The 18,066-nt window shown below is 67.8% G+C and carries 17 protein-coding genes and 1 pseudogene; 7 read left to right on the forward strand and 11 right to left on the reverse strand.

The window, feature by feature from the left end; all coding sequences use genetic code 11:
- Positions 1 to 182 precede the first annotated feature (182 nt).
- Positions 183 to 1,269 (forward strand): annotated as a pseudogene (gene ald / locus ASG92_RS00725) (alanine dehydrogenase).
- Positions 1,270 to 1,363: 94 nt separating this feature from the next.
- On the opposite strand, the gene ASG92_RS00730 reads toward ald, so the two are convergent.
- Positions 1,364 to 2,422, reverse strand: coding sequence for a Gfo/Idh/MocA family oxidoreductase (locus ASG92_RS00730; RefSeq protein WP_056622976.1), 1,059 nt, complete (start codon positions 2,420 to 2,422; stop codon positions 1,364 to 1,366).
- Between the two features lie 9 nt (positions 2,423 to 2,431).
- Complete coding sequence (locus tag ASG92_RS00735) at positions 2,432 to 3,043, reverse strand: TetR/AcrR family transcriptional regulator (protein ID WP_240986944.1); 612 nt, start codon at positions 3,041 to 3,043, stop codon at positions 2,432 to 2,434.
- 124 nt (positions 3,044 to 3,167) lie between these two features.
- On the opposite strand from ASG92_RS00735, the gene ASG92_RS00740 reads away from it, so the two are divergent.
- Positions 3,168 to 3,734, forward strand: a complete 567-nt coding sequence (locus ASG92_RS00740; RefSeq protein ID WP_056622994.1) for an NADPH-dependent FMN reductase — start codon at positions 3,168 to 3,170, stop codon at positions 3,732 to 3,734.
- 183 nt (positions 3,735 to 3,917) lie between these two features.
- A complete protein-coding gene (locus tag ASG92_RS29430; RefSeq protein WP_082579226.1) occupies positions 3,918 to 4,769 on the forward strand; it encodes a GerMN domain-containing protein in 852 nt (283 codons plus the stop codon).
- Positions 4,770 to 4,840: 71 nt separating this feature from the next.
- Here ASG92_RS29430 and ASG92_RS00750 read toward each other — a convergent pair whose 3' ends face one another.
- Complete coding sequence (locus ASG92_RS00750) at positions 4,841 to 5,710, reverse strand: isocitrate lyase/phosphoenolpyruvate mutase family protein (RefSeq protein WP_056622996.1); 870 nt, start codon at positions 5,708 to 5,710, stop codon at positions 4,841 to 4,843.
- 112 nt (positions 5,711 to 5,822) lie between these two features.
- On the opposite strand from ASG92_RS00750, the gene ASG92_RS00755 reads away from it, so the two are divergent.
- Together ASG92_RS00755 and ASG92_RS00760 are read left to right on the forward strand one after the other, a co-directional pair.
- Positions 5,823 to 7,118, forward strand: coding sequence for a PLP-dependent aminotransferase family protein (locus tag ASG92_RS00755; RefSeq protein WP_056623000.1), 1,296 nt, complete (start codon positions 5,823 to 5,825; stop codon positions 7,116 to 7,118).
- Positions 7,119 to 7,251: 133 nt separating this feature from the next.
- Positions 7,252 to 7,683 (forward strand): universal stress protein, encoded by a 432-nt coding sequence (locus ASG92_RS00760; protein ID WP_056623003.1) that lies wholly within the window; start codon positions 7,252 to 7,254, stop codon positions 7,681 to 7,683.
- On the opposite strand, the gene ASG92_RS00765 is transcribed toward ASG92_RS00760, so the two are convergent.
- Positions 7,680 to 9,260 (reverse strand): AMP-binding protein, encoded by a 1,581-nt coding sequence (locus ASG92_RS00765; protein ID WP_056623006.1) that lies wholly within the window; start codon positions 9,258 to 9,260, stop codon positions 7,680 to 7,682. The two genes, ASG92_RS00760 and ASG92_RS00765, sit on opposite strands and share 4 nt — an antisense overlap.
- A gap of 219 nt (positions 9,261 to 9,479) precedes the next feature.
- On the opposite strand from ASG92_RS00765, the gene ASG92_RS00770 reads away from it, so the two are divergent.
- Positions 9,480 to 9,818, forward strand: coding sequence for a hypothetical protein (locus tag ASG92_RS00770; RefSeq protein WP_082579227.1), 339 nt, complete (start codon positions 9,480 to 9,482; stop codon positions 9,816 to 9,818).
- A gap of 29 nt (positions 9,819 to 9,847) precedes the next feature.
- Here ASG92_RS00770 and ASG92_RS00775 read toward each other — a convergent pair whose 3' ends face one another.
- The 5 genes from ASG92_RS00775 to hisC form a co-directional block, all read right to left on the reverse strand.
- Positions 9,848 to 10,456, reverse strand: a complete 609-nt coding sequence (locus ASG92_RS00775) for a phosphatase PAP2 family protein (RefSeq protein WP_056623012.1) — start codon at positions 10,454 to 10,456, stop codon at positions 9,848 to 9,850.
- 81 nt (positions 10,457 to 10,537) lie between these two features.
- Positions 10,538 to 12,085 (reverse strand): dihydrolipoamide acetyltransferase family protein, encoded by a 1,548-nt coding sequence (locus tag ASG92_RS00780; RefSeq protein WP_056623015.1) that lies wholly within the window; start codon positions 12,083 to 12,085, stop codon positions 10,538 to 10,540.
- An 83-nt stretch (positions 12,086 to 12,168) separates the two neighbouring features.
- On the reverse strand, positions 12,169 to 13,149 hold the full coding sequence (locus tag ASG92_RS00785) for an alpha-ketoacid dehydrogenase subunit beta (protein WP_056623018.1): 981 nt from the start codon (positions 13,147 to 13,149) through the stop codon (positions 12,169 to 12,171).
- Positions 13,149 to 14,381 carry a pyruvate dehydrogenase (acetyl-transferring) E1 component subunit alpha gene (gene pdhA / locus ASG92_RS00790; RefSeq protein WP_056623020.1) on the reverse strand — a complete coding sequence of 411 codons (1,233 nt, stop codon included), beginning with the start codon at positions 14,379 to 14,381 and terminating at the stop codon, positions 13,149 to 13,151. The genes ASG92_RS00785 and pdhA overlap by 1 nt, the downstream gene beginning before the upstream one ends.
- Before the next feature lie 148 nt (positions 14,382 to 14,529).
- Complete coding sequence (gene hisC / locus ASG92_RS00795) at positions 14,530 to 15,648, reverse strand: histidinol-phosphate transaminase (RefSeq protein ID WP_200951846.1); 1,119 nt, start codon at positions 15,646 to 15,648, stop codon at positions 14,530 to 14,532.
- 61 nt (positions 15,649 to 15,709) lie between these two features.
- Here hisC and ASG92_RS00800 point away from each other — a divergent pair, with 61 nt between their 5' ends.
- Complete coding sequence (locus ASG92_RS00800) at positions 15,710 to 16,138, forward strand: phage holin family protein (protein ID WP_056623026.1); 429 nt, start codon at positions 15,710 to 15,712, stop codon at positions 16,136 to 16,138.
- Positions 16,139 to 16,155: 17 nt separating this feature from the next.
- Here ASG92_RS00800 and ASG92_RS00805 read toward each other — a convergent pair whose 3' ends face one another.
- A complete protein-coding gene (locus ASG92_RS00805) occupies positions 16,156 to 17,631 on the reverse strand; it encodes a hypothetical protein (protein ID WP_056623028.1) in 1,476 nt (491 codons plus the stop codon).
- Complete coding sequence (locus ASG92_RS00810; RefSeq protein ID WP_056623031.1) at positions 17,631 to 17,936, reverse strand: hypothetical protein; 306 nt, start codon at positions 17,934 to 17,936, stop codon at positions 17,631 to 17,633. Before ASG92_RS00810 ends, ASG92_RS00805 begins: the two co-directional genes overlap by 1 nt.
- Between the last annotated feature and the right edge of the window lie 130 nt (positions 17,937 to 18,066).

Genomic DNA, 18,066 nt, shown 5'->3' on the forward strand with positions numbered 1-18,066 from the left:
ACCTGACGCTCCGAGCCTCGACAAACGTCGAATCAGGATTGTGAAAATCCGCGGAATCACGCGGGAACTGACATGGACCTGCGCACCGTTCCTGTCGCCTGCCTCACAAGCGGATCTATTCTGGAATCACACCTCCCCCGCAACCTTCGGCCTCACAAGCCATCGAATATGGAGCCCCAAAAATGATCATCGGTGTCCCCAAAGAGATCAAGAACAACGAATTCCGCGTTGCCATCACGGCCGACGGTCCTGGTCGAGCGCGGCGCAGGCCTGGGCTCCGGCATCACCGACGAGGAATACGCCATCGCCGGCGCCGAGATCGTCGCCGATCCGGACGAGGTCTGGTCCCGCGCCAACATGGTGATGAAGGTCAAGGAACCCATCAAGGCCGAATACCACCGCTTCCGCAAGGGCCTGATCCTCTTCACCTACCTCCACCTCGCCGCCGAGCCCGAGCTCACCCGCGAACTCATCAACTCCGGCGTCACGGCCATCGCCTACGAAACCGTCCAGGAAGGCCGCACCCTGCCCCTGCTCGCGCCGATGTCCGAGGTTGCCGGCCGCCTGTCCGTCCAGGTCGGCGCCACGTCCCTGATGGCCCCCGCCGGCGGCAAGGGCGTGCTCCTCGGCGGCGTCCCCGGTGTCCGCCCGGCCAAGGTCGTGGTCCTCGGCGCCGGCGTCGCAGGCACCAACGCCGCAGCGATGGCCATCGGCCTCGGTGCCGACGTCACCATCCTGGACATCAACATCAACCGCCTGCGCGAACTCGACGCCCAGTACCAGGGCCGCCTGAAGACCGTCGCGTCCAACAAGTACGAGATCGAGAAGTGCGTGGTGGACGCCGACCTCGTCATCGGCTCCGTGCTGATCCCCGGCGCCAAGGCCCCCAAGCTGGTCACCAACGAACTCGTGGCCCGCATGAAGCCGGGCTCCGTGCTGGTGGACATCGCCGTGGACCAGGGCGGCTGCTTCGAGGACACGCGCCCCACCACGCACCAGGAACCCACGTACAAGGTGCACAACACCATCTTCTACTGCGTGGCCAACATGCCCGGCGCCGTCCCGAACACGTCCACCTACGCGCTGACCAACGTCACCCTGCGCTATGGAGTGGCCCTGGCCAACCTGGGCGTGAAGGCTGCGTTTGAGAAGGATCCCGCCCTCGCCGCCGGCCTGAACATCGCCGCCGGCCACGTGGCACACCGCTCCGTCTCCGAGGCGCACAACCTGCCCCTGGTATCCGACTGGCACGAGCTGGTCTCGGCGTAACACCTGCCGGAGTTAGCATCGGCTGCTCCGTAACCGCCCTTTTGGACCCCCAGAACGGCAGTTACGGAGCAGTCGATTGCTGTTTAAGCCCGCCTTACGCCAGGGTCCGGGCCTGCTCGATCAGTTTCAGGACCTCGACGGGGCCGGCCGGATCAACGGGGACGGGCAGCGCGGAGGCCGTGCCGCCGTCGGAGATCTTGGCCGCGAGGATCCGGTAGAACTCCGGGTAGGCGCCGCGCTCGGTGGACAGCCGGTCGAGGTGTCCGTCGCGGCCCAGCTTTCCCGCCCATTCGGGGTCCTCCACACCGTACACTTCGTCCAGCGGGCCTCCGCCGGCCACAATGTAGGGCTCCTGCGGGTCCACGCCGTGCTTGGTGTAGCCGGCCTCGGATCCGAGCACGCGGTAGCGCGGCCCCTGCTGGGCGCACAGCATGTTCATCCACAGGTGGCTCTGCACCCCGGATTCGTGCCGCACCACCAGGAAGCAGTCGTCGTCCACCTTTTCGTCCGGCCGCCGCGCCAGGAGCTCCGCGTGGACCACAGCGCCGGGCCCGAAGAGCAGCAGTGCCTGGTCCAGCAGGTGGGTGCCGAGGTCGAAGAGGACCCCGCCGCCGTCGGCCGCCGTGGCCTCCGCCTTCCAGGCCTTGGACACCTCGGGCGACCATCGCTCAAACCGCGATTCGAACCGCATCACCTGGCCCAGCGAGCCGCCCTCCAACAGTTCCTTGACGGTCAGGAAGTCCCCGTCCCAGCGGCGGTTCTGGAACACGGTGAGGACCCTGCCCAGCCGCTCGGCAAGCGTGATCAGCTCCTGCCCCTGCGCGCTGGTCACGGCGAACGGCTTGTCCACCACGACGTCGAGCCCTGCCTCGAGCGCGGCCTTCGCCAGGGGGTAGTGCGTGGCGGGAGGTGTCCCCAGGACCACAAGGTCAAGATCGGCCGCCAGCGCAAGGACGGCGTCGCCGTCGGGCACTGTCTTCACGCCGGGGTACCGGCCGGCGGCGGCCGTCTGGCGTCCGGCGTCGGACGTCGCGATGACGTCCAGCGAATAGCTCTGGTCAGCGGCAATCAGCGGCGCGTGGAAAACGCTGCCGGAGAGGCCGTAGCCCACGACGGCGGTGCGGATACGGGAGGAAGCGGCATCGGTGCTCATGGTGCAACGCTACTCCGCAGGCCGGACCACCCGCGTAACAAGCTGGCGCCATGATTCCTCCAGCCGCTCCGGGGATACGCCCTGCACTCGGACGGCATACAGGAGCCGCTCCGGATCCAGGGTCGCGCTGAGCGACATGGCCATGAGCCAAGGGTCCGCGTCCAGGCCGGCTTCGCGCAGCAGGTACTCAATGTGCCGGTGCCACAGCACGGCGGCGGGAACCTCGAAGCGGTTGTACACCGAGTGGTCGGCGGCCCTGGCGAGGTCCCCGTATTCCAGGACGTAGCCGATGCGCCCGGCACCGAAGGCGATAAGCCGCTCCAGCGGCGGCGCCCCGGGGCCCAGCGGGGGCGGCCCGAACATGAAACGCCCCTGGAACTCGGCCTCGGAGTCACTGAGCAGCGTCATCATGAGCCCGGCACGGCTGCCGAAGCGGCGGAAGACGGTCCCCTTGCCCACGCCCGCGCGCTCGGCCAGCTTGTCCATGGTGAGGCCGTCGGCGCCGCACTCCTCGATCAGCTGCCGGGCCGCACACAGCAGCAGTTCCCGGTTCCGGGCGGCATCGCTGCGTTCCGGGCCGGAACCGGACGGTGTTCCGGAGCGGATTGGGATGAGGCTCACAAGAAACATTCTAGACCGGGGAATATTATCCGGACCGTAGTCCGTTTAGTATCGGTGAAGGCATTAAGCGCCTCGACATCCAGCCAGCCGGCGGACCCCCCGCGGCCTGAAACAAGGAGTTCAAATGTCCAAGAACACCGTTCTCACCCTCGTCGGCAGCCTCCGCGCCGATTCCACCAACCGCAAGCTCGCCGAGGCCATCCAGCTGAACGCTCCGGAGGACCTTGAAATCGTGATCCACGAGAGCCTGGGCAACATCCCCTTCTACAACGAGGACATCGACGTCGAGGGCCAGGTCCCCGAAGCCGCCGCCGCCCTCCGCGCCGCAGCCAACGCGGCAGACGCCCTGCTCCTGGTCACCCCGGAGCACAACGGCACCATGCCCGCCTCGCTGAAGAACGCCATCGACTGGCTGTCCCGGCCGTTCGGCGCCGGCGCCCTTGCAGGCAAGCCCACCGCCGTCGTCGGCACCGCCTTCGGCCAGTTCGGTGGCCTCTGGGCCCAGGACGAGGCCCGCAAGGCCGCCGGAATCGCCGGCGCCCGCATCCTTGAGGACGTCAAGCTCGCGGTCCCCGGCTCCATGGTCCGCTTCGCCGAAACCCACCCGAAGGACGACGCCGAGGTTGTTGAGCAGATCAAGGGCATCTTCGACTCCCTGGCATCCGCCGACCTCGCCCGCGCAGCAGCCTGATCCAGCTTTCCGCACGCCCCCGGCAACCTGACCGTTGCCGGGGGCGTGCGCCGTTAAAGCGACGGCCTGCCGAGGGCGCAACCAATCCGTGACTGAGCTGCAGCCGAACTGAAACCCGCGGCGACTTCCTCCGCCGTAACGTTTACATACGGGACGTACCGGGGCAGGAAGTGCGGTGCAGTCATGAAGACCAGCCGGGGCGGCAGGACACGAAGGGCGGCGGCTTTTGCCTGCTGCCTTCTGCTTCCGTTGTGGCTCGGCTCCTGCACACCGCTTGCTGCGCCCGCTACCGGAGGGTCCGCGGACGCCGGCGCCGCGGCTCCCCAGCCCCGCCCGGCCCCGCCGGCCAGTCCGCCGGAGGAGGTCGCTGGCCCGGCTGAGGCCGCCGCCGGTCCCGCCGAAGGGTCCGGGTCTGCTGCCGCGTCCGGCCCGGGGACAGGCTTCGGTTCGGGCACGGCCGCTGACGTGCCGGCGCAGGCCCCCGGGTCACCGGCCACGGACGGCCCGCCCGCGGCTGCCGGCCCGGCCATCCAGGAACTGCCGTCCGCCGGCACACCGGATACCCCCGGGTCCGCCGCGGGGCCCAATCCCACGGACCCTAAGAACACAGCGCCCTGGGCAGGCGGCCAGGCCGGCGCCGGAACCGCGGTCTACTACGTTGCCCTCGACGACGGCGGCACGTCGGGCGTGCGCTTCGGCTGCAACGACAGCCTGGTTGCAGTGCACGACGCCGATCCCTCCATCCGGGAGCCGCTGCACGCCGCGATGAGCCGGCTGTTGTCCGGCCCGGGGGCGCCGCTGGCGTCCGGCCTCTATAACGCCCTGTCTTCGTCCACGCTGCAGTATGTTTCCGGGTACCTTGACGGCACCACAGTGGTGGTCAACCTGACCGGTTCGGTGCAGCCGGGCGGCGTCTGCGACGTTCCGCGGATTGAAGCGCAGCTTACCCAGACCGCCGTCACGGCAGTGGGCGCCACCCGTGCGGAGATCTACGTCAACGGCGTCCGCCTGGCCGAGGTCCTCAGCCTGCGCTAGGCGCCGGGCCTTTGGGCACGCCTCCCGCCGGCCGCCCCTGCCTCATTCTCCGGTGTTACATTCCCGCCGCCTCATGCCCCGGCGTCACGCGGGGCAAACAGGGCGTCCATCTCGGCGTGGCTGCGGGCTCCGGCCAGTTCCGACCAGTTGCCGTCGCCGAGTACGTCGGCAGCCACCCGGAACACCGTCGCATACGCCGCCTTCGCCGTGTTGCCGCCGATGCTGATCCGCCGCACGCCGGCGTCGTGCAGTTCCCCTACCGAGGCGGATCCGACGCCGGCGAGCGCGTTCAGCGGCGCCGCGATTCTCCGCGCGAGCTCGTGCAGAACGTGCAGGTCCGTCACGCCGGGAACGAATATCCCGTCGGCTCCGGCGGCCACGTAGGCGGCGGCACGCTGCAGGGTCTCCTCGAAGGCCGATTCCGGAAAGCGGCCGGACAGGTATGTGTCCGTCCGGGCGTTGATGAAAAGTGCCACGCCGAAGTCTTCCGCCGCATCCCGGACGACGCCGATCCGGCGGGCCTGTTCGGCCACGGCGGTGAGCGGATCCCCGCCGGAGTCCTCGAGGTTCACACCCACGGCGCCGGCCTCCAGCACCGCCGTGATGGTCTGCCGGAGCAGGCCATCATCAAAGGCATCGTCGGAGCCCGCGTACCCGGTCTCGATGTCCGCCGTTACAGGGAGCGCCGTGGCCGAGGCGATCCGCCGGACCGCCTCCACGGCAAGGTCCACGGGCAGGTGGTTGCCGTCCGGAAACCCCAGGCTCCAGGAAACGGCGGAGCTGGACGTTGCAAGCGCTGTCGCCCCGGCCTCCTCCACGAGCTTGGCCGACGCCGCGTCCCACACGTTCACGAGCACCAGCGGCGCTGCCCCGGCCGAGTGGAGCTGATGGAAGGCGGCTGCCTTGGCTGACTGGGCGCTGGCGGAACGGTGCGGTGTCATGGCTCCATTCCATGCCTTCGGCGGACGGAGGTAAAGCCTGCCCCGGGATTTGGGAGTTTCTTGGTCAACAACTGTTGCCTTACTGGCAACAGTTGGTTGTATCCTAGGAAATGTGACCCACGAAACACTTGATGCCGCGGCAGCCGTGCTGCCAGCCGAAGCCATTGACGCAATCGAACGCGCGGCCACGTCCGCCCACCGCCACGAGGAACTCTTCTCGGAGCGCGCAGCAAACATCAAGCAGTCGGCAGTCCGGGACGTCTTCGACATCTCCATGCGCCCGGGGCTCGTCTCCCTCGCGGGAGGCAGTCCCTACCTGCAGTCCCTGCCGCTGGAAAGACTCGCCCAGACTGCCGCGAGGATCATCGCCGAAGATGGCCTGACAGCCCTCCAATACGGCGGAGGCCAGGGCACGGAGGAACTCCGCACCCGGATCTGCGAGGTGATGGCCGCCGAGGGTATCCTCGACGCCAAGCCGGAAAACGTGGTGATCACCGCGGGCTCGCAGTCGGCCCAGGACGTGGCCACCAAGGTGTTCTGCAACCCCGGCGACGTCGTCCTCGTGGAGGAGCCCACCTATGTGGGCGCCCTCAACACCTTCGAGGCGTACCAGGTGCAGGTTGAGGCGGTGGTGATGGACGACGACGGGCTGGTGCCCGAGCTCCTTGCGGCCAGGATCGCTGCACTCCAGACCGCCGGAAAGAACATCAAGTTCCTCTACACCATCCCCAACTTCAACAACCCCTCCGGGATCACCCTGGCGAAGGAACGCCGGCAGCAGGTCGTGGACATCTGCCGCCAGGCCAACATCATTGTCCTGGAAGACAACCCCTACGGCCTGCTGAGGTATGACGGGGAGCCGCTGGAACCGCTCCGGGCGGCCAACCCGGACGATGTCATCTACTTGGGGTCCTGCTCCAAGATCTTCGCGCCCGGCCTGCGCATCGGCTGGGCACTCGTTCCGGCCCACCTGCAGCGCCGGTACTACCTGGCCTCCGAAGCCGTCACGCTGTGCCCGCCGACCCTGAACCAGATGCTGGTCTCGGCCTACCTCCGGGATTACGACTGGAAGGGCCAGATCCAGACGTACCGCGGCCTGTACGCCGAGCGCTGCCACGCCATGCTGGCCGCGCTGGAGGAGTACATGCCGGAGGGGCTCACCTGGACCCGGCCCGAGGGCGGATTCTTCGTGTGGGTGACGCTTCCCGCGGGCGTTGACACCTATCCGCTGCTGCGCAAAGCGATCGATGCAGGCGTCGTCTTCATCCCGGGCGCCGCTTTCACTCACTCGGACGAGCCGTCCAACAAGCTCCGCCTGGCGTTCAGCGCGGTGCCGCCGGAGGCCATTGCCGAAGGCGTGCGGCGCCTGGCGCCGGTGCTGCAGGAGGCCATCGACGCGCTGGCATGAGCCGCGCTATGGGCAAAGACTGGGCCGCACCCCAGTGGGGCGGTAGCCTGAGAACGGCGGCCGGACAGGCGCTGACGCAGAAGGCAATGAGGCACTGCGCAGGCAGAGCCGGCGAACGAAGAGGAGCAGGGGCATGGGCGGAATCATTGTTGTAGGCGTGGACAAGAGCGGAACCGCCCGGAAGGCCGCGGAAGCAGCCAGGGACCTCGCCCTGGCGCTCGGTGCGAGGCTGCATGTGGTGTCGGCCTTCGACACCGACCGGACCGAGGTCTACGGCAGCGGCAGTGACAGGTGGATCGTCTCGGATGCCGGGGAAGCCGAAAAGGTGGCCAAGAACGTCGCCACAGAGCTGGCCGGCGGCGACCTCACCATCACCTATTCCTCTGCCCGCGGCAAGCCGGCCGAGGCACTCATCAGAGAGTCCGAACGCCTCGATGCCCGAATGATCGTGGTGGGAAACCGCCGCATGCACGGCCTGGGGCGCGTTCTGGGCAGCGTGGCCAACAGCGTGGCGCACAACGCCTCCTGCGACGTCTACATCGCCAACACGTACGGCGCCGACTAGGACTTCAGCATCCGCCGGAGGATCTTGCCGCTGGGCGACTTGGGCACGGCGTCGATGAACTCCACGCGGCGGACCTTCTTGAAAGGTGCCACGGCGGCTGCCACAAAGTCCATGACCGCCGCCTCATCCAGCGATTCGCCGGCTTCCCCCGGCTGCCGCACAACGAAGGCCTTGGGCACCTCCTGGCCGTCGGCGTCGCTTGTTCCGATCACGGCGGCGTCTGCGATGCCGGGGTGGGTGAGCAGCAGGGCCTCAAGTTCGGCCGGGGCGATCTGGTAGCCCTTGTATTTGATGAGTTCCTTCAACCTGTCCACGATGGTCACCACTCCGTCAGCGCGCACCGTGGCGACGTCGCCGGTGTGGAGGAAGCCGTCCGCGTCCAGGGTGGCCCGGGTTTCCTCCGGGCGGTTGAGGTACCCGAGCATCACGTTGGGACCGCGGCACAGCAGGTGCCCCGGGGCGCTGGTTCCCTCGGCCGGGATTTCGATGTCCTCCGCTGTGGCGGGGTCCACCAGCCGGCAGTCCATGTTGGGCACGGTGAAGCCCACCGAACTGACCGGAACGTCCGTGGCGTCCCGCGGGATAAGGTGCGATACGGGGCTCAGCTCAGTCATGCCGTAGCCCTGCAGGACACGGCAGTTCAGTCGTTCGGCGAGCCTGGCTCCGAGTTCGCCGTCGAGCGGCGCCGCACCGGACAGCGTGGTGTGGACGGAGCCCAGGTCGTAGTCCGCCACCAGGGGATGCTTGGCCAATGCCACGGCCACCGGGGGCGCGATAAACAGGTAGCTGCACCGGTGGTCCTGGATCATCCGCAGGAACTCGGCAAAGTCGAACCGGGGGATGGTGACCAGGCTGGCGCGTTCCCGCAGGGCGATGTTCAGCAGGACGGTCAGGCCGTAGATGTGGAAGAACGGCAAAAGCGCCAGCAGCCTGTCCTCGGGAGCCACGTGGAGCAGGCCGCGGGCCTGTTGCACGTTGGCCACCAGATTCCGGTGGCTGAGCATCACGCCCTTCGGCCGCCCAGTGGTTCCGGATGAATACGGAAGCACTGCCACATGCGTGGCCGGGTCGAACGTAATGTGCGGAACCGGAGCACCGGCGGTGAGCAGGTCCCGGAGCGATGGGTGGCCCTCGGCGCCGTCGAGCACCACCAACCGCTCCGCCGGGATTCCCGTGCGCTCAGCGGCTTCCCGCGCGCCCGGAAGGAGGGCGGAGACGGTGAAAAGCCAGGTGGCGCCCGCGTCCTCGAGCTGATCCGCCAGCTCATCGGCGGTGTAGAGCGAATTGACGGTGGTGATGGTGGCACCGGCGCGGAGGAGTCCATGGAAAACCGCGGCAAAGGCCGGAACGTTGGGGCAGAGCATCGCCGCAACACCGTGCGGGCCCAGTCCCTGCGCCGCCACCGCGCCGGCCACGGCATTGATCTGCTCCAGCAGCTGCCGGTAGCTGGTCTCCGCACCGCTGGTGCCGTCCACCATGGCGATCCGGTCCAGGTCCGCCTCGCCAAGGCCGCCAAAGAGGTAGTCGTAAATGCTTTGGTCCGGGACATCCACGTCAGGGAAGGGGCTTGAGAACACGCCGTATCTCCTTTGATCCGCGCCCGCCACACCGGCGGCAGCTGCTGTAACTGTAGTACGCCGAGTCCGCGGGAAGCCGCACCCGACTTGACGCGGGTCACCCCTTGTGGTGGGCAGTCTCACCCCGTTTTCCGGCGGGCCGCGACGAACCCGACGGTAAAATTTGAAGTGCCCCCGATGGAGCGGACAACCGAGAATCTACCACTTCAGGGGAACATTTTGCTTACACTCCAGCGGCGCCAGCTCGTGGGTCATGACATCCTTCTTGCCCGCCACGGCAACCACATCAGCGCCATGCGCGTAGACCGCGCCGCTGGCCGTGTCATCGCCTTGCTGGATGACGGCTCCGTGGACAGCGCGCCGAACCTCATCTCCCCGGACCTGCGGCTGCCCGATACCATGCAGAGCGTCCTGCGCGATGACTGGAAGTTCCTGGCCGCCGTGTCGGGCGCCGTCGCCGCCGTATCCGGCGCGATGATTGCCGCCGCCTTTGGCCTGGCGGGCATGAGTTCCGATCCCGCCCTGGCCCAGCTGCTGACCAGCTACGCCGCCTACTGAGGTTCAGCTCCGGCGGCCGCCCCCGTGCCTCACGCGGGGCGGACCATCAGTTCCAGCAGTGACCACCACAGCAGCGTGGTGACGCCGCCGCCAACCACCGCGCCGGCCACAACCTGGGCCACCGTGTGAGCGCGGAGCACCACGCGGGACCAGCAGACAGCGGGGATCAGCAGCAGCAACGGAATCCACTGGACGCCCAGCAGCAGGACGGCTACGGCCGTTGAGAAGGCGATGGACCCCGCATGACCGCTGATTTTCCAGAAGAGGCTGATCACGGCAAGCACCACTACTCCGCCGACGATCGCCAGCACCATTGCGATCACGCTGCGGGGAGCGTGGATGGCCAGCAGCAGGCATAATCCGGCCAGCAGTGACACGACTGCCATGGCCAGCACCGGGGCGCGCTGCCTGCGGTCGCTGACGTGGTGGTCCGTCACCTTCCCCTGCCGGACCAGCAGCTCGACGACGGCCAGCGGCAGCAGGCACACAAACAGCACCGCCACGGCACCGAACCAGGCCGTGCCCGGGAACCCCTGCTCTACGGCCGGGCTGAACAGCAGCAGCAGGGCTACCGTGACGGTCGGCTGAAAGACCTCCGTGATGGCCGTGGCCACGAGGTTCCTGGCACGAATGCTCATAAATGTGCAGCCCTGCCCACAGTCCCCCCTTCCGCCTTGGCTACGGCCTTGACACCTACATTGGCCCTTGCCCGGGCCGAATCAGTCAAGCAGCAGGGCCGGCTCCTCAAGGATGGACGCGACGTCGGCCATGAAGCGGGCGGAGAGGTCACCGTCCACCACACGGTGGTCGAAGGAGCCGCCGAGCGTGGTGATCCAGCGCGGAATGACTTCGCCGTCCAGGACCCACGGCTTCTGTTTGATGGTACCGAAGGCCACGATGGCCACTTCGCCGGGATTGATGATGGGGGTGCCGGTATCGATGCCGAGGGCCCCGATGTTGGTGACGGTCAGAGTGCCGCCCTGCATCTGGGACGGCTGGGTCTTGCCGGCACGGGCCGTGGTGGCGAGGTCGTTCAGCGCCAGTGCCAGCTCCTTGAGCGAGAGGTCCTGGGCGTTCTTGATGTTCGGGACCATCAGGCCCCGCGGCGTGGCCGCGGCAATGCCCAGGTTCATGAAGTGCTTGATGTGGATTTCCGCGGCATCGCTGCCGTCCGGGTTGTCCACCCATGTGGCGTTCACGCTGGGATTGCGCGCCGCGGCCCAGATGACGGCCTTGGCGAGGATCAACAGCGGGGAGACCTTGATGCCCTCGAAGTCGCGCGATGCCTTGAGCCGCTTGACGAACTCCATGGTGCGGCTGGCGTCCACGTCCACGAAGATGCTGACGTGCGGCGCGGAAAACGCCGATTCCACCATGGCCTTCGCGGTGGCCTTCCGGACGCCCTTGACCGGGATCCGTTCGATCCGCTGGTCCTGCGGGCGGCCCGACGTGCCCCAGAACGTCTCCGCCTTGTCCAGCTCTGCGTCGCGCTGCGCCTGGTAGCTGACCAGGTCCTCCCGGGTCACCTCGCCCCGGGCGCCGGTGGCGACCACGTCCGCCAGGTCAATTCCCAGGTCCCGGGCGATCTTGCGCACCGGCGGTTTGGCCAGGACCTTGTTCACCAGTCCTGTGATGGCGCCGCCGAGCGTGGGTTTGTCCGCCGGCCCGCCGATTGGGCCTGCCGGGGAACCGCTGATTGAGCTTGTCGAAATCCCGGTCTCGACAGGCGCGACCGGCGGAACTGTCGAAATCCCGGTCTCGACAGGCGCGACCGGCGGAACTGCCGAAATCGCGGTCTCGACAGGCTCGACCACCGGGGGAACTGTCGAAATCCCGGTGGCAGCCTTGCGCGGGCGGCGCTTGACGGCGTCGGCTTTGGGGCCGGACCCCACGAGCGGACCGCCGGCCAGGCCGCCGGCGGAAGCCGGCTCGTCGTCTGTCGCAAGGTTCCCGTACATCAGTGCCGCAGGCGCCGCTGTCTGCAGGGCCGGGGCCGGCACGTCGGCGGGCGTGGGGTCGCCCGGGACGGCGTCGGACACGCTGATGATGGCCGTCCCGACGTCGACGGTCACGCCTTCGGGGACCAGCAGCTCCGTGACGGTGCCGGCGAACGGCGACGGCAGCTCCACGAGGGACTTCGCGGTCTCGATTTCGCAGAGGACATCGTTGATGGCCACGGTGTCGCCCGGCTTGACCTTCCAGGAGACGATCTCGGCCTCGGTCAGGCCCTCGCCAACATCGGGGAGGTTGAACTTGTTAAGCGTCATGGGGTCCTCGGGTTCGAAAGCTCAGGAGCTCCGGCCGGTGCACGGAGCCGCCGGTAGGCGAAGGCGACGGTAAGGATGAGGCGTCAGTACGCGAACGTACGGTCCAGCGCCTCAAGGATGCGGTCGATGTCCGGCAGGTAGTCCTCTTCGACCTTGGCCACGGGGTACGGCATATGGAAACCGCCCACGCGGATGACCGGGGCCTCCAGGGAATGGAAGGCCCGTTCGCTGATCCGCGCTGCGATTTCGCCGCCGATGCCGCCGAAGGTGGGGGCCTCGTGGGCCACGATCAGGCGGCCGGTTTTCTTGACCGAAGCTTCGATCGCGTCGAAGTCGATCGGCGAGATGGAACGGAGGTCGATGACTTCGACGCTGCGTCCGTCCTCCGCGGCCGCGTTGGCGGCCGCGAGGGCCACGGGAACCAGCGGGCCGTAGACCACCACGGTGGCGTCGGTGCCTTCGCGGACGATGTGGGCCTTGAAGGGGTCTTCGGCCAGGCCGGCGGCCTCAGTGTCCACTTCGCCCTTGAGCCAGTAGCGGCGCTTGGGTTCGAAGACGATCACCGGGTCCTGGCAGTCGACAGCTTGCTGGATCATCCAGTAGGCGTCGTGCGGGTTGGACGGGGTGATGATGCGGAGACCGGCGGTGTGGGCGAACAAGGCCTCCGGCGATTCGGAGTGGTGCTCGATCGAGCCGATGCCTCCGCCGTAGGGGATGCGGATGACCACGGGAACGGTCAGGTTGCCGCTGCTGCGGGAATGCATCTTGGCCAGCTGCGTGGTGATCTGGTTGAAGCCCGGGAAGACGAAGCCGTCGAACTGGATTTCGCAGACGGGCAGGTAGCCGCGCAGGGCGAGGCCGATTGCCGTGCCGACGATCCCGGACTCAGCGAGCGGCGTGTCCACCACGCGGTCCGCGCCGAATTCGGCGATCAGGCCGTCGGTGACGCGGTAGACGCCGCCGAGAGGTCCGATGTCCTCACCCATCAGGAGGGACTTGGGGTTGTTGCTGAGGGTGGCGCGCAGGCCCTCGTTGATGGCCTTGGCGATGGTCATGGTGGTCATCAGTTGCCTGCCCCTTCTGCGGTGTCCTCGCCGGCGAATCCCGCGCTGTATTCCTCGAACCAGGCCAGCTCCTCGGCCACGAGCGGATGCGCCTCAACGTACGTGTTGGCGAACGCCGTCCGGATGTCCGGGGTGTCCGATTCGTAGGTGGATTTGCGGATGTAGGCGGCAAGTTCATTGCCGTCCGCGGCCACCTGCTCGAAGAAGGCGTCGTCGGCCATGCCCTCGGAGCGGAGGTACTTCTCTAGCCGCTCCAGCGGATCCTTGGCCCGCCAGAGCGCCTCTTCCGAGGACTCGCGGTACTTCGTGGGATCGTCCGCCGTCGTGTGCGCTCCGACGCGGTAGGTGAAGGCCTCGATCAGGACCGGGCCGTTGCCCTGGCGCGCGTGCTCGAGAGCCCACTCGGTGACGGCGTGCACGGCGATGACGTCGTTGCCGTCCACCCGGATGCCAGGGAAGCCGTAGCCTTTGGCGCGGTTGGACAGCGGAATGCGGGTCTGCACGGCGGTGGGTACGGAGATGGCCCAGTGGTTGTTCTGGCAGAAGAAGACCACCGGTGCGTTGTAGGAGGACGCGAACACCATGGACTCATGGACGTCGCCCTCGGAGCTGGCGCCGTCGCCGAAATAGACCATGACGGCGGCCTTCGGTTCAGCCGTTCCGGACTCCGCCAGGCCGTTGGCCTCCGCGAGCCGCTGGTCGCGCTGGATCCCCATGGCGTAGCCGACGGCATGGGGCGTCTGGGCAGCAAGCACCAGCGTGTACAGGTGGAAGTTGGTGTCCTTGGGGTTCCAGCCGCCGTTGGAGATGCCGCGGAACTGGCGGAGGAGTTCGGCCAGGTCCACGTTCCGGGTCAGGGCCACGCCGTGCTCCCGGTATGTCGGGAAGATGTAATCCTGCGGCTGGCTGGCCCGGCCGGAGCCGATCTGCGCGGCTTCCTGGCCGGTCAGCGGAACCCAGAGCGCCAGCTGGCCCTGGCGCTGGAGCGCCGTGGCCTCCTGGTCGAAGCGCCGGATCGCGGCCATGTCGGCGTAAAAGCCGCGAAGCTTCTCCGCATCCAGCCGTTCGGCGTACTCGGAAAACACGGGGTCCGTGCCGAGCGTGCCGTCGGGTCCCAGTAACTGGACCATCTCGGCCGCCGGCTCGCCAAGGGCAGCCTCGGCCTCCGCCTCGAGCTGGTCGTCCAGCCCTGTTCCGTCGAACTCGGTGGAGGGCAGATGTGTGGCGCCCATACCGTCTCCTTGCTTGCCGCATCCGGATGCGTTGCAATGTCGCTGGGATATATGCCTCATTCGGAATGCATTCCGCGCGGGGCATATATTTCTGGCTTACTGTTCCTTACTTTATCCGGCGTAACTACCGGCGGGCGTTTGTTAACCGCTAGGAACGCCGCGGGGGTTTTGTATAGATCGCACAGAGCTCGAGGAAGCGGGTGTTGGCTTCCACCTCGCCGATGCTGACCCGGACACCCTCGTTGCCGAAGGCACGCACGGATAGGGCGCGTTCGCCTGCCAGCTGGGCGAACTCGGTGCTGTTCTCGCCCAGATTCAGCCACACGAAGTTCCCTTGGGCCTCCGGAACGAACCAGCCCAGTTCCCTGAGACCGGCCGTCACGCGGTCCCGCTCATCCACCAGGCTTTGTACCCTTTCTACAACCTGGCCATAGTTCTGCAGGGACACCACGGCTGCCTGCTCCGCGATCTGCGACACCGCGAACGGCGTGGCGGCCACGCGCAGATACTGCGTGAGTTCCGGCTGGGAGATGCTGTAGCCCACCCGGAGGCCGGCGAGGCCGTGTGCCTTGGAGAAGGTCCGGAGCACCACCACGTTCGGGTATTTCCGGTACATCCGGATGCCGTCCACGGCGTCTTCCGCCCGAACGAACTCCTGGTAGGCCTCATCGATGACCACCACCACATCCGACGGCACCGCGTTGATGAACCGCTCCGTTTCCGCAGCAGTGAGGATCGGGCCGGTGGGGTTGTTCGGCGTGCACAGCATGATCACCTTGGTGCGCACGGTCACCGCGGCCGCCATGGCGTCGAGATCGTGGCGGCCGTCCGGGGTCAGCGGAATACGGATACTCTCGGCTCCGGCCAGGCCAACACAGATGGGATAGGCCTCGAAGGAGCGCCACGCGTAGATCACTTCGTCGGCCTTGCCGTCGTCGTTCTGTCCGGCGAAGGTGGTCAACAGCTGGTTGAGGGCCCCAAGGCTGCCTGCACCGGTGACGACGTCGTCGGCGGGCACATCCAGGAATGCCGCGATCGCCGTCCGCAGCTTGGTGCTGAGCGGGTCCGGGTAGCGGTTGAAGTCAGTCTGGGCCGCGATGGCCTCGGCGACGGCGGGAATCGGCGGCAGCGGGTTCTCGTTGGAGGACAGTTTGTAGCTGGCCAGACCGTCGACGGCGACGGGCGGCTTGCCTGCGGCGTAGCGGGGCAGCCGGTCAACGACCGGTCTGGGCCTGACGCTGCCCGCCGTGGTCTCTGATGAAGTCATGCCAACTAGCCTACTTCGCGGCCTCCGGCCATGCCGCCCCGCGATGTGACAGCATGGACGGATGCGGTCTTTCATCGTGCGCGTCATCATCAACGGCCTGGCCCTGTGGGTTGCCAGCTGGATTCTGCCGGGGCTGGACATCTCGACGTCGGCCACCACCGAGGCGGTGGCGAGGTCAGGTGTCAACCAGGGAACCGATGCCGTCGGCGTCATCCTGGCCTATCTGTTCATCGGCCTTATTTTCGGGGTGGTGAACGCCTTCGTGCGGCCGGTGGTCAGTTTCCTCTCCCTTCCCATCACCATCCTCACGCTGGGGCTGTTCACGATCGTGATCAACGCGGCCATGCTCTACCTGACGTCCTGGATCAGCAGCTACACGCCGGTGCATTTCACCATCGACTCCTTCTTCTGGACCGCCGTACTGGCTGCCATCATCATCACCATCATTTCCCTCGTGGCCGACCGGATTCCGGGCGCCCGCCGCCGCTAGGCCCGCAGCGGCGGCGTTCATCGGCCGCCGGCCGGGCGAACGTCCGATTGTTCGGCACGGCGCGCAGCCACGTCCGGACGCCCGGGTTCCGGCGGCTTCGGAGTGCGGACCAGCTGGAAGCGCGTGGCGGTTGCCGCTCCCCCGGCGCCCACGACGCCCGCAAGCGCGGCGGTGGAGGCCACCAGGGACGGATCACCGCTCGCCGAGACCGCCCGGGCCCCGGCTTCATAGTTGGCCAGCCTGTGGCCGGGTCCCAGACCGGCCCCCTCACCCATGGGCGTGAGCACCCGGTTGTGGAGCGTGACCGTGACGCGGTCCCGGGTGTCCGGGCTGGGCACGCCGTCCGCTCCCGGAACCCAGTCCTGACGGTGTTCCAGGTGCAGGCTGCTGATGCCGGGTTCCGGGTTGATGCCGCCCACCGGCGACCCTGCCGTCAGCACGTACTTGAGGTCGTATTCCGCGAGGAAAGCCTTGTCCCGGCTCAGGTTCATGGCGTGGATTCCGCCCTGGCTGTAGCCCACGGCCACCACCTGGGCACCGGCCTCGGCGCCTGCCTGCCGCAGCGCCTCCCGGATCGCGGCACTCGTGTGTTCAGAGCCGTATCCCAGGCCTTCGGCGATGCCGTGCTCGTCGAAGGGGTTGGAACCACCTGCGTCACCCGGCTGCGTGCCGGGAACGATGACGACAAAAGCCGCCCGACCCCCGTGTTCGGTCCGGATGACCTCGATCTTGCCGCGGCCGTCCTCATCCACGGCCTCGGCCCTGGCCAGGAGGCCGGCAGGAGAGGCATCGAGGGTGATCTCCGCAGTGGAAGTTGCCGTTGCGGTGACAGGGCGGGGCCTGAGCTGCGGCATCACACCGCCAGCAAGCATGCGGATGACATCGGGGACGCCGGCGCCCTTCATCCCGGTGGCCGCCGCCACGGTGGCGGCCCCGGCGGCGGTCCGGGAATTCAGCGCCAATAGGCCAAGGATGACGGGGTAGTTGCCCGTCACCTCCTCCATGGTGTCCCTGTTCAGCAGCCTGCTAAAGTCCGCGCGGAGGGGCTCGCCAAGTCCGCCGAGATGCAGATCCATCAGTTGCGCCGGCAGGAGCCTGAGCGCATCGGCGCCGGAGCGGAGCCCGGCCAGGCTTCGCTGTTCGGCAGCTTCATAGTCCCGCTGGCATGCCTGAACCTGGCTTACGATGTCCTGCAGTTCCTCGCGCACGGCCGCGACCGCGCGCCGTGCTTCCCAGACGGCCGTGACTGCTTCCGTCCCGCTGGACGGCGGATCGTTCTGGTACGGGCCCAGTTCCGTCCAGACCCTGTGGGCATCAAGTTCCACGGAAGCCAGGTCCCGGGCGAGGCCGTCCAGTTCGATCGCTCCCGCTGCGAGCTCCTGCAGCTGGAAGGCGATTCCGCCGACGCCGCCGCGCACCGAGAGGAACGGGCCCGGTGCCGGCTCGACCGGCCGCAGCGGGCCCCCGCTTCCGGACGGCGTCGATTCGGCCATCAGAACCCGCCTACCGCAGTCCACGGGGAGGACAAGGAGACATTGTTGGCGTGTCTTCGTACGGACACAGCGGCCGAGTCCATCTGCTCTCCGGCCCGGCGCAGGGCTGCGGCCTGTCGCCCTGCGCTTTCCCGGTATGCCCGGCCTGCCGGCGACTGCCAGTCCGACAGCTGCAACCGCGACAGCCGGAAAAGCACCTCCCCAAGCCGTGCCGCGCACGCCTCCACGCGCCCCGCCAGCAAGTGGACTTCAAAGCTGCGTGACGAACACGCCGCGGCGTCAGCCGCGGTGACGCTGGCACTCATCCTGTTACTCCTTCTTCTGCCGCACCCGGCATCCGCCCCTTTTCCCTCCCGCCCACGACGCTACGTAGTCCGGCAGCGCTCCGGAACGGCCGCCGTCGGCTATGTGGAAAGGCGCTTCCGGCACAGGCTG

Origin of the sequence: Arthrobacter sp. Soil736 (assembly GCF_001428005.1) — a bacterium.
Lineage (GTDB): Bacteria > Actinomycetota > Actinomycetes > Actinomycetales > Micrococcaceae > Arthrobacter.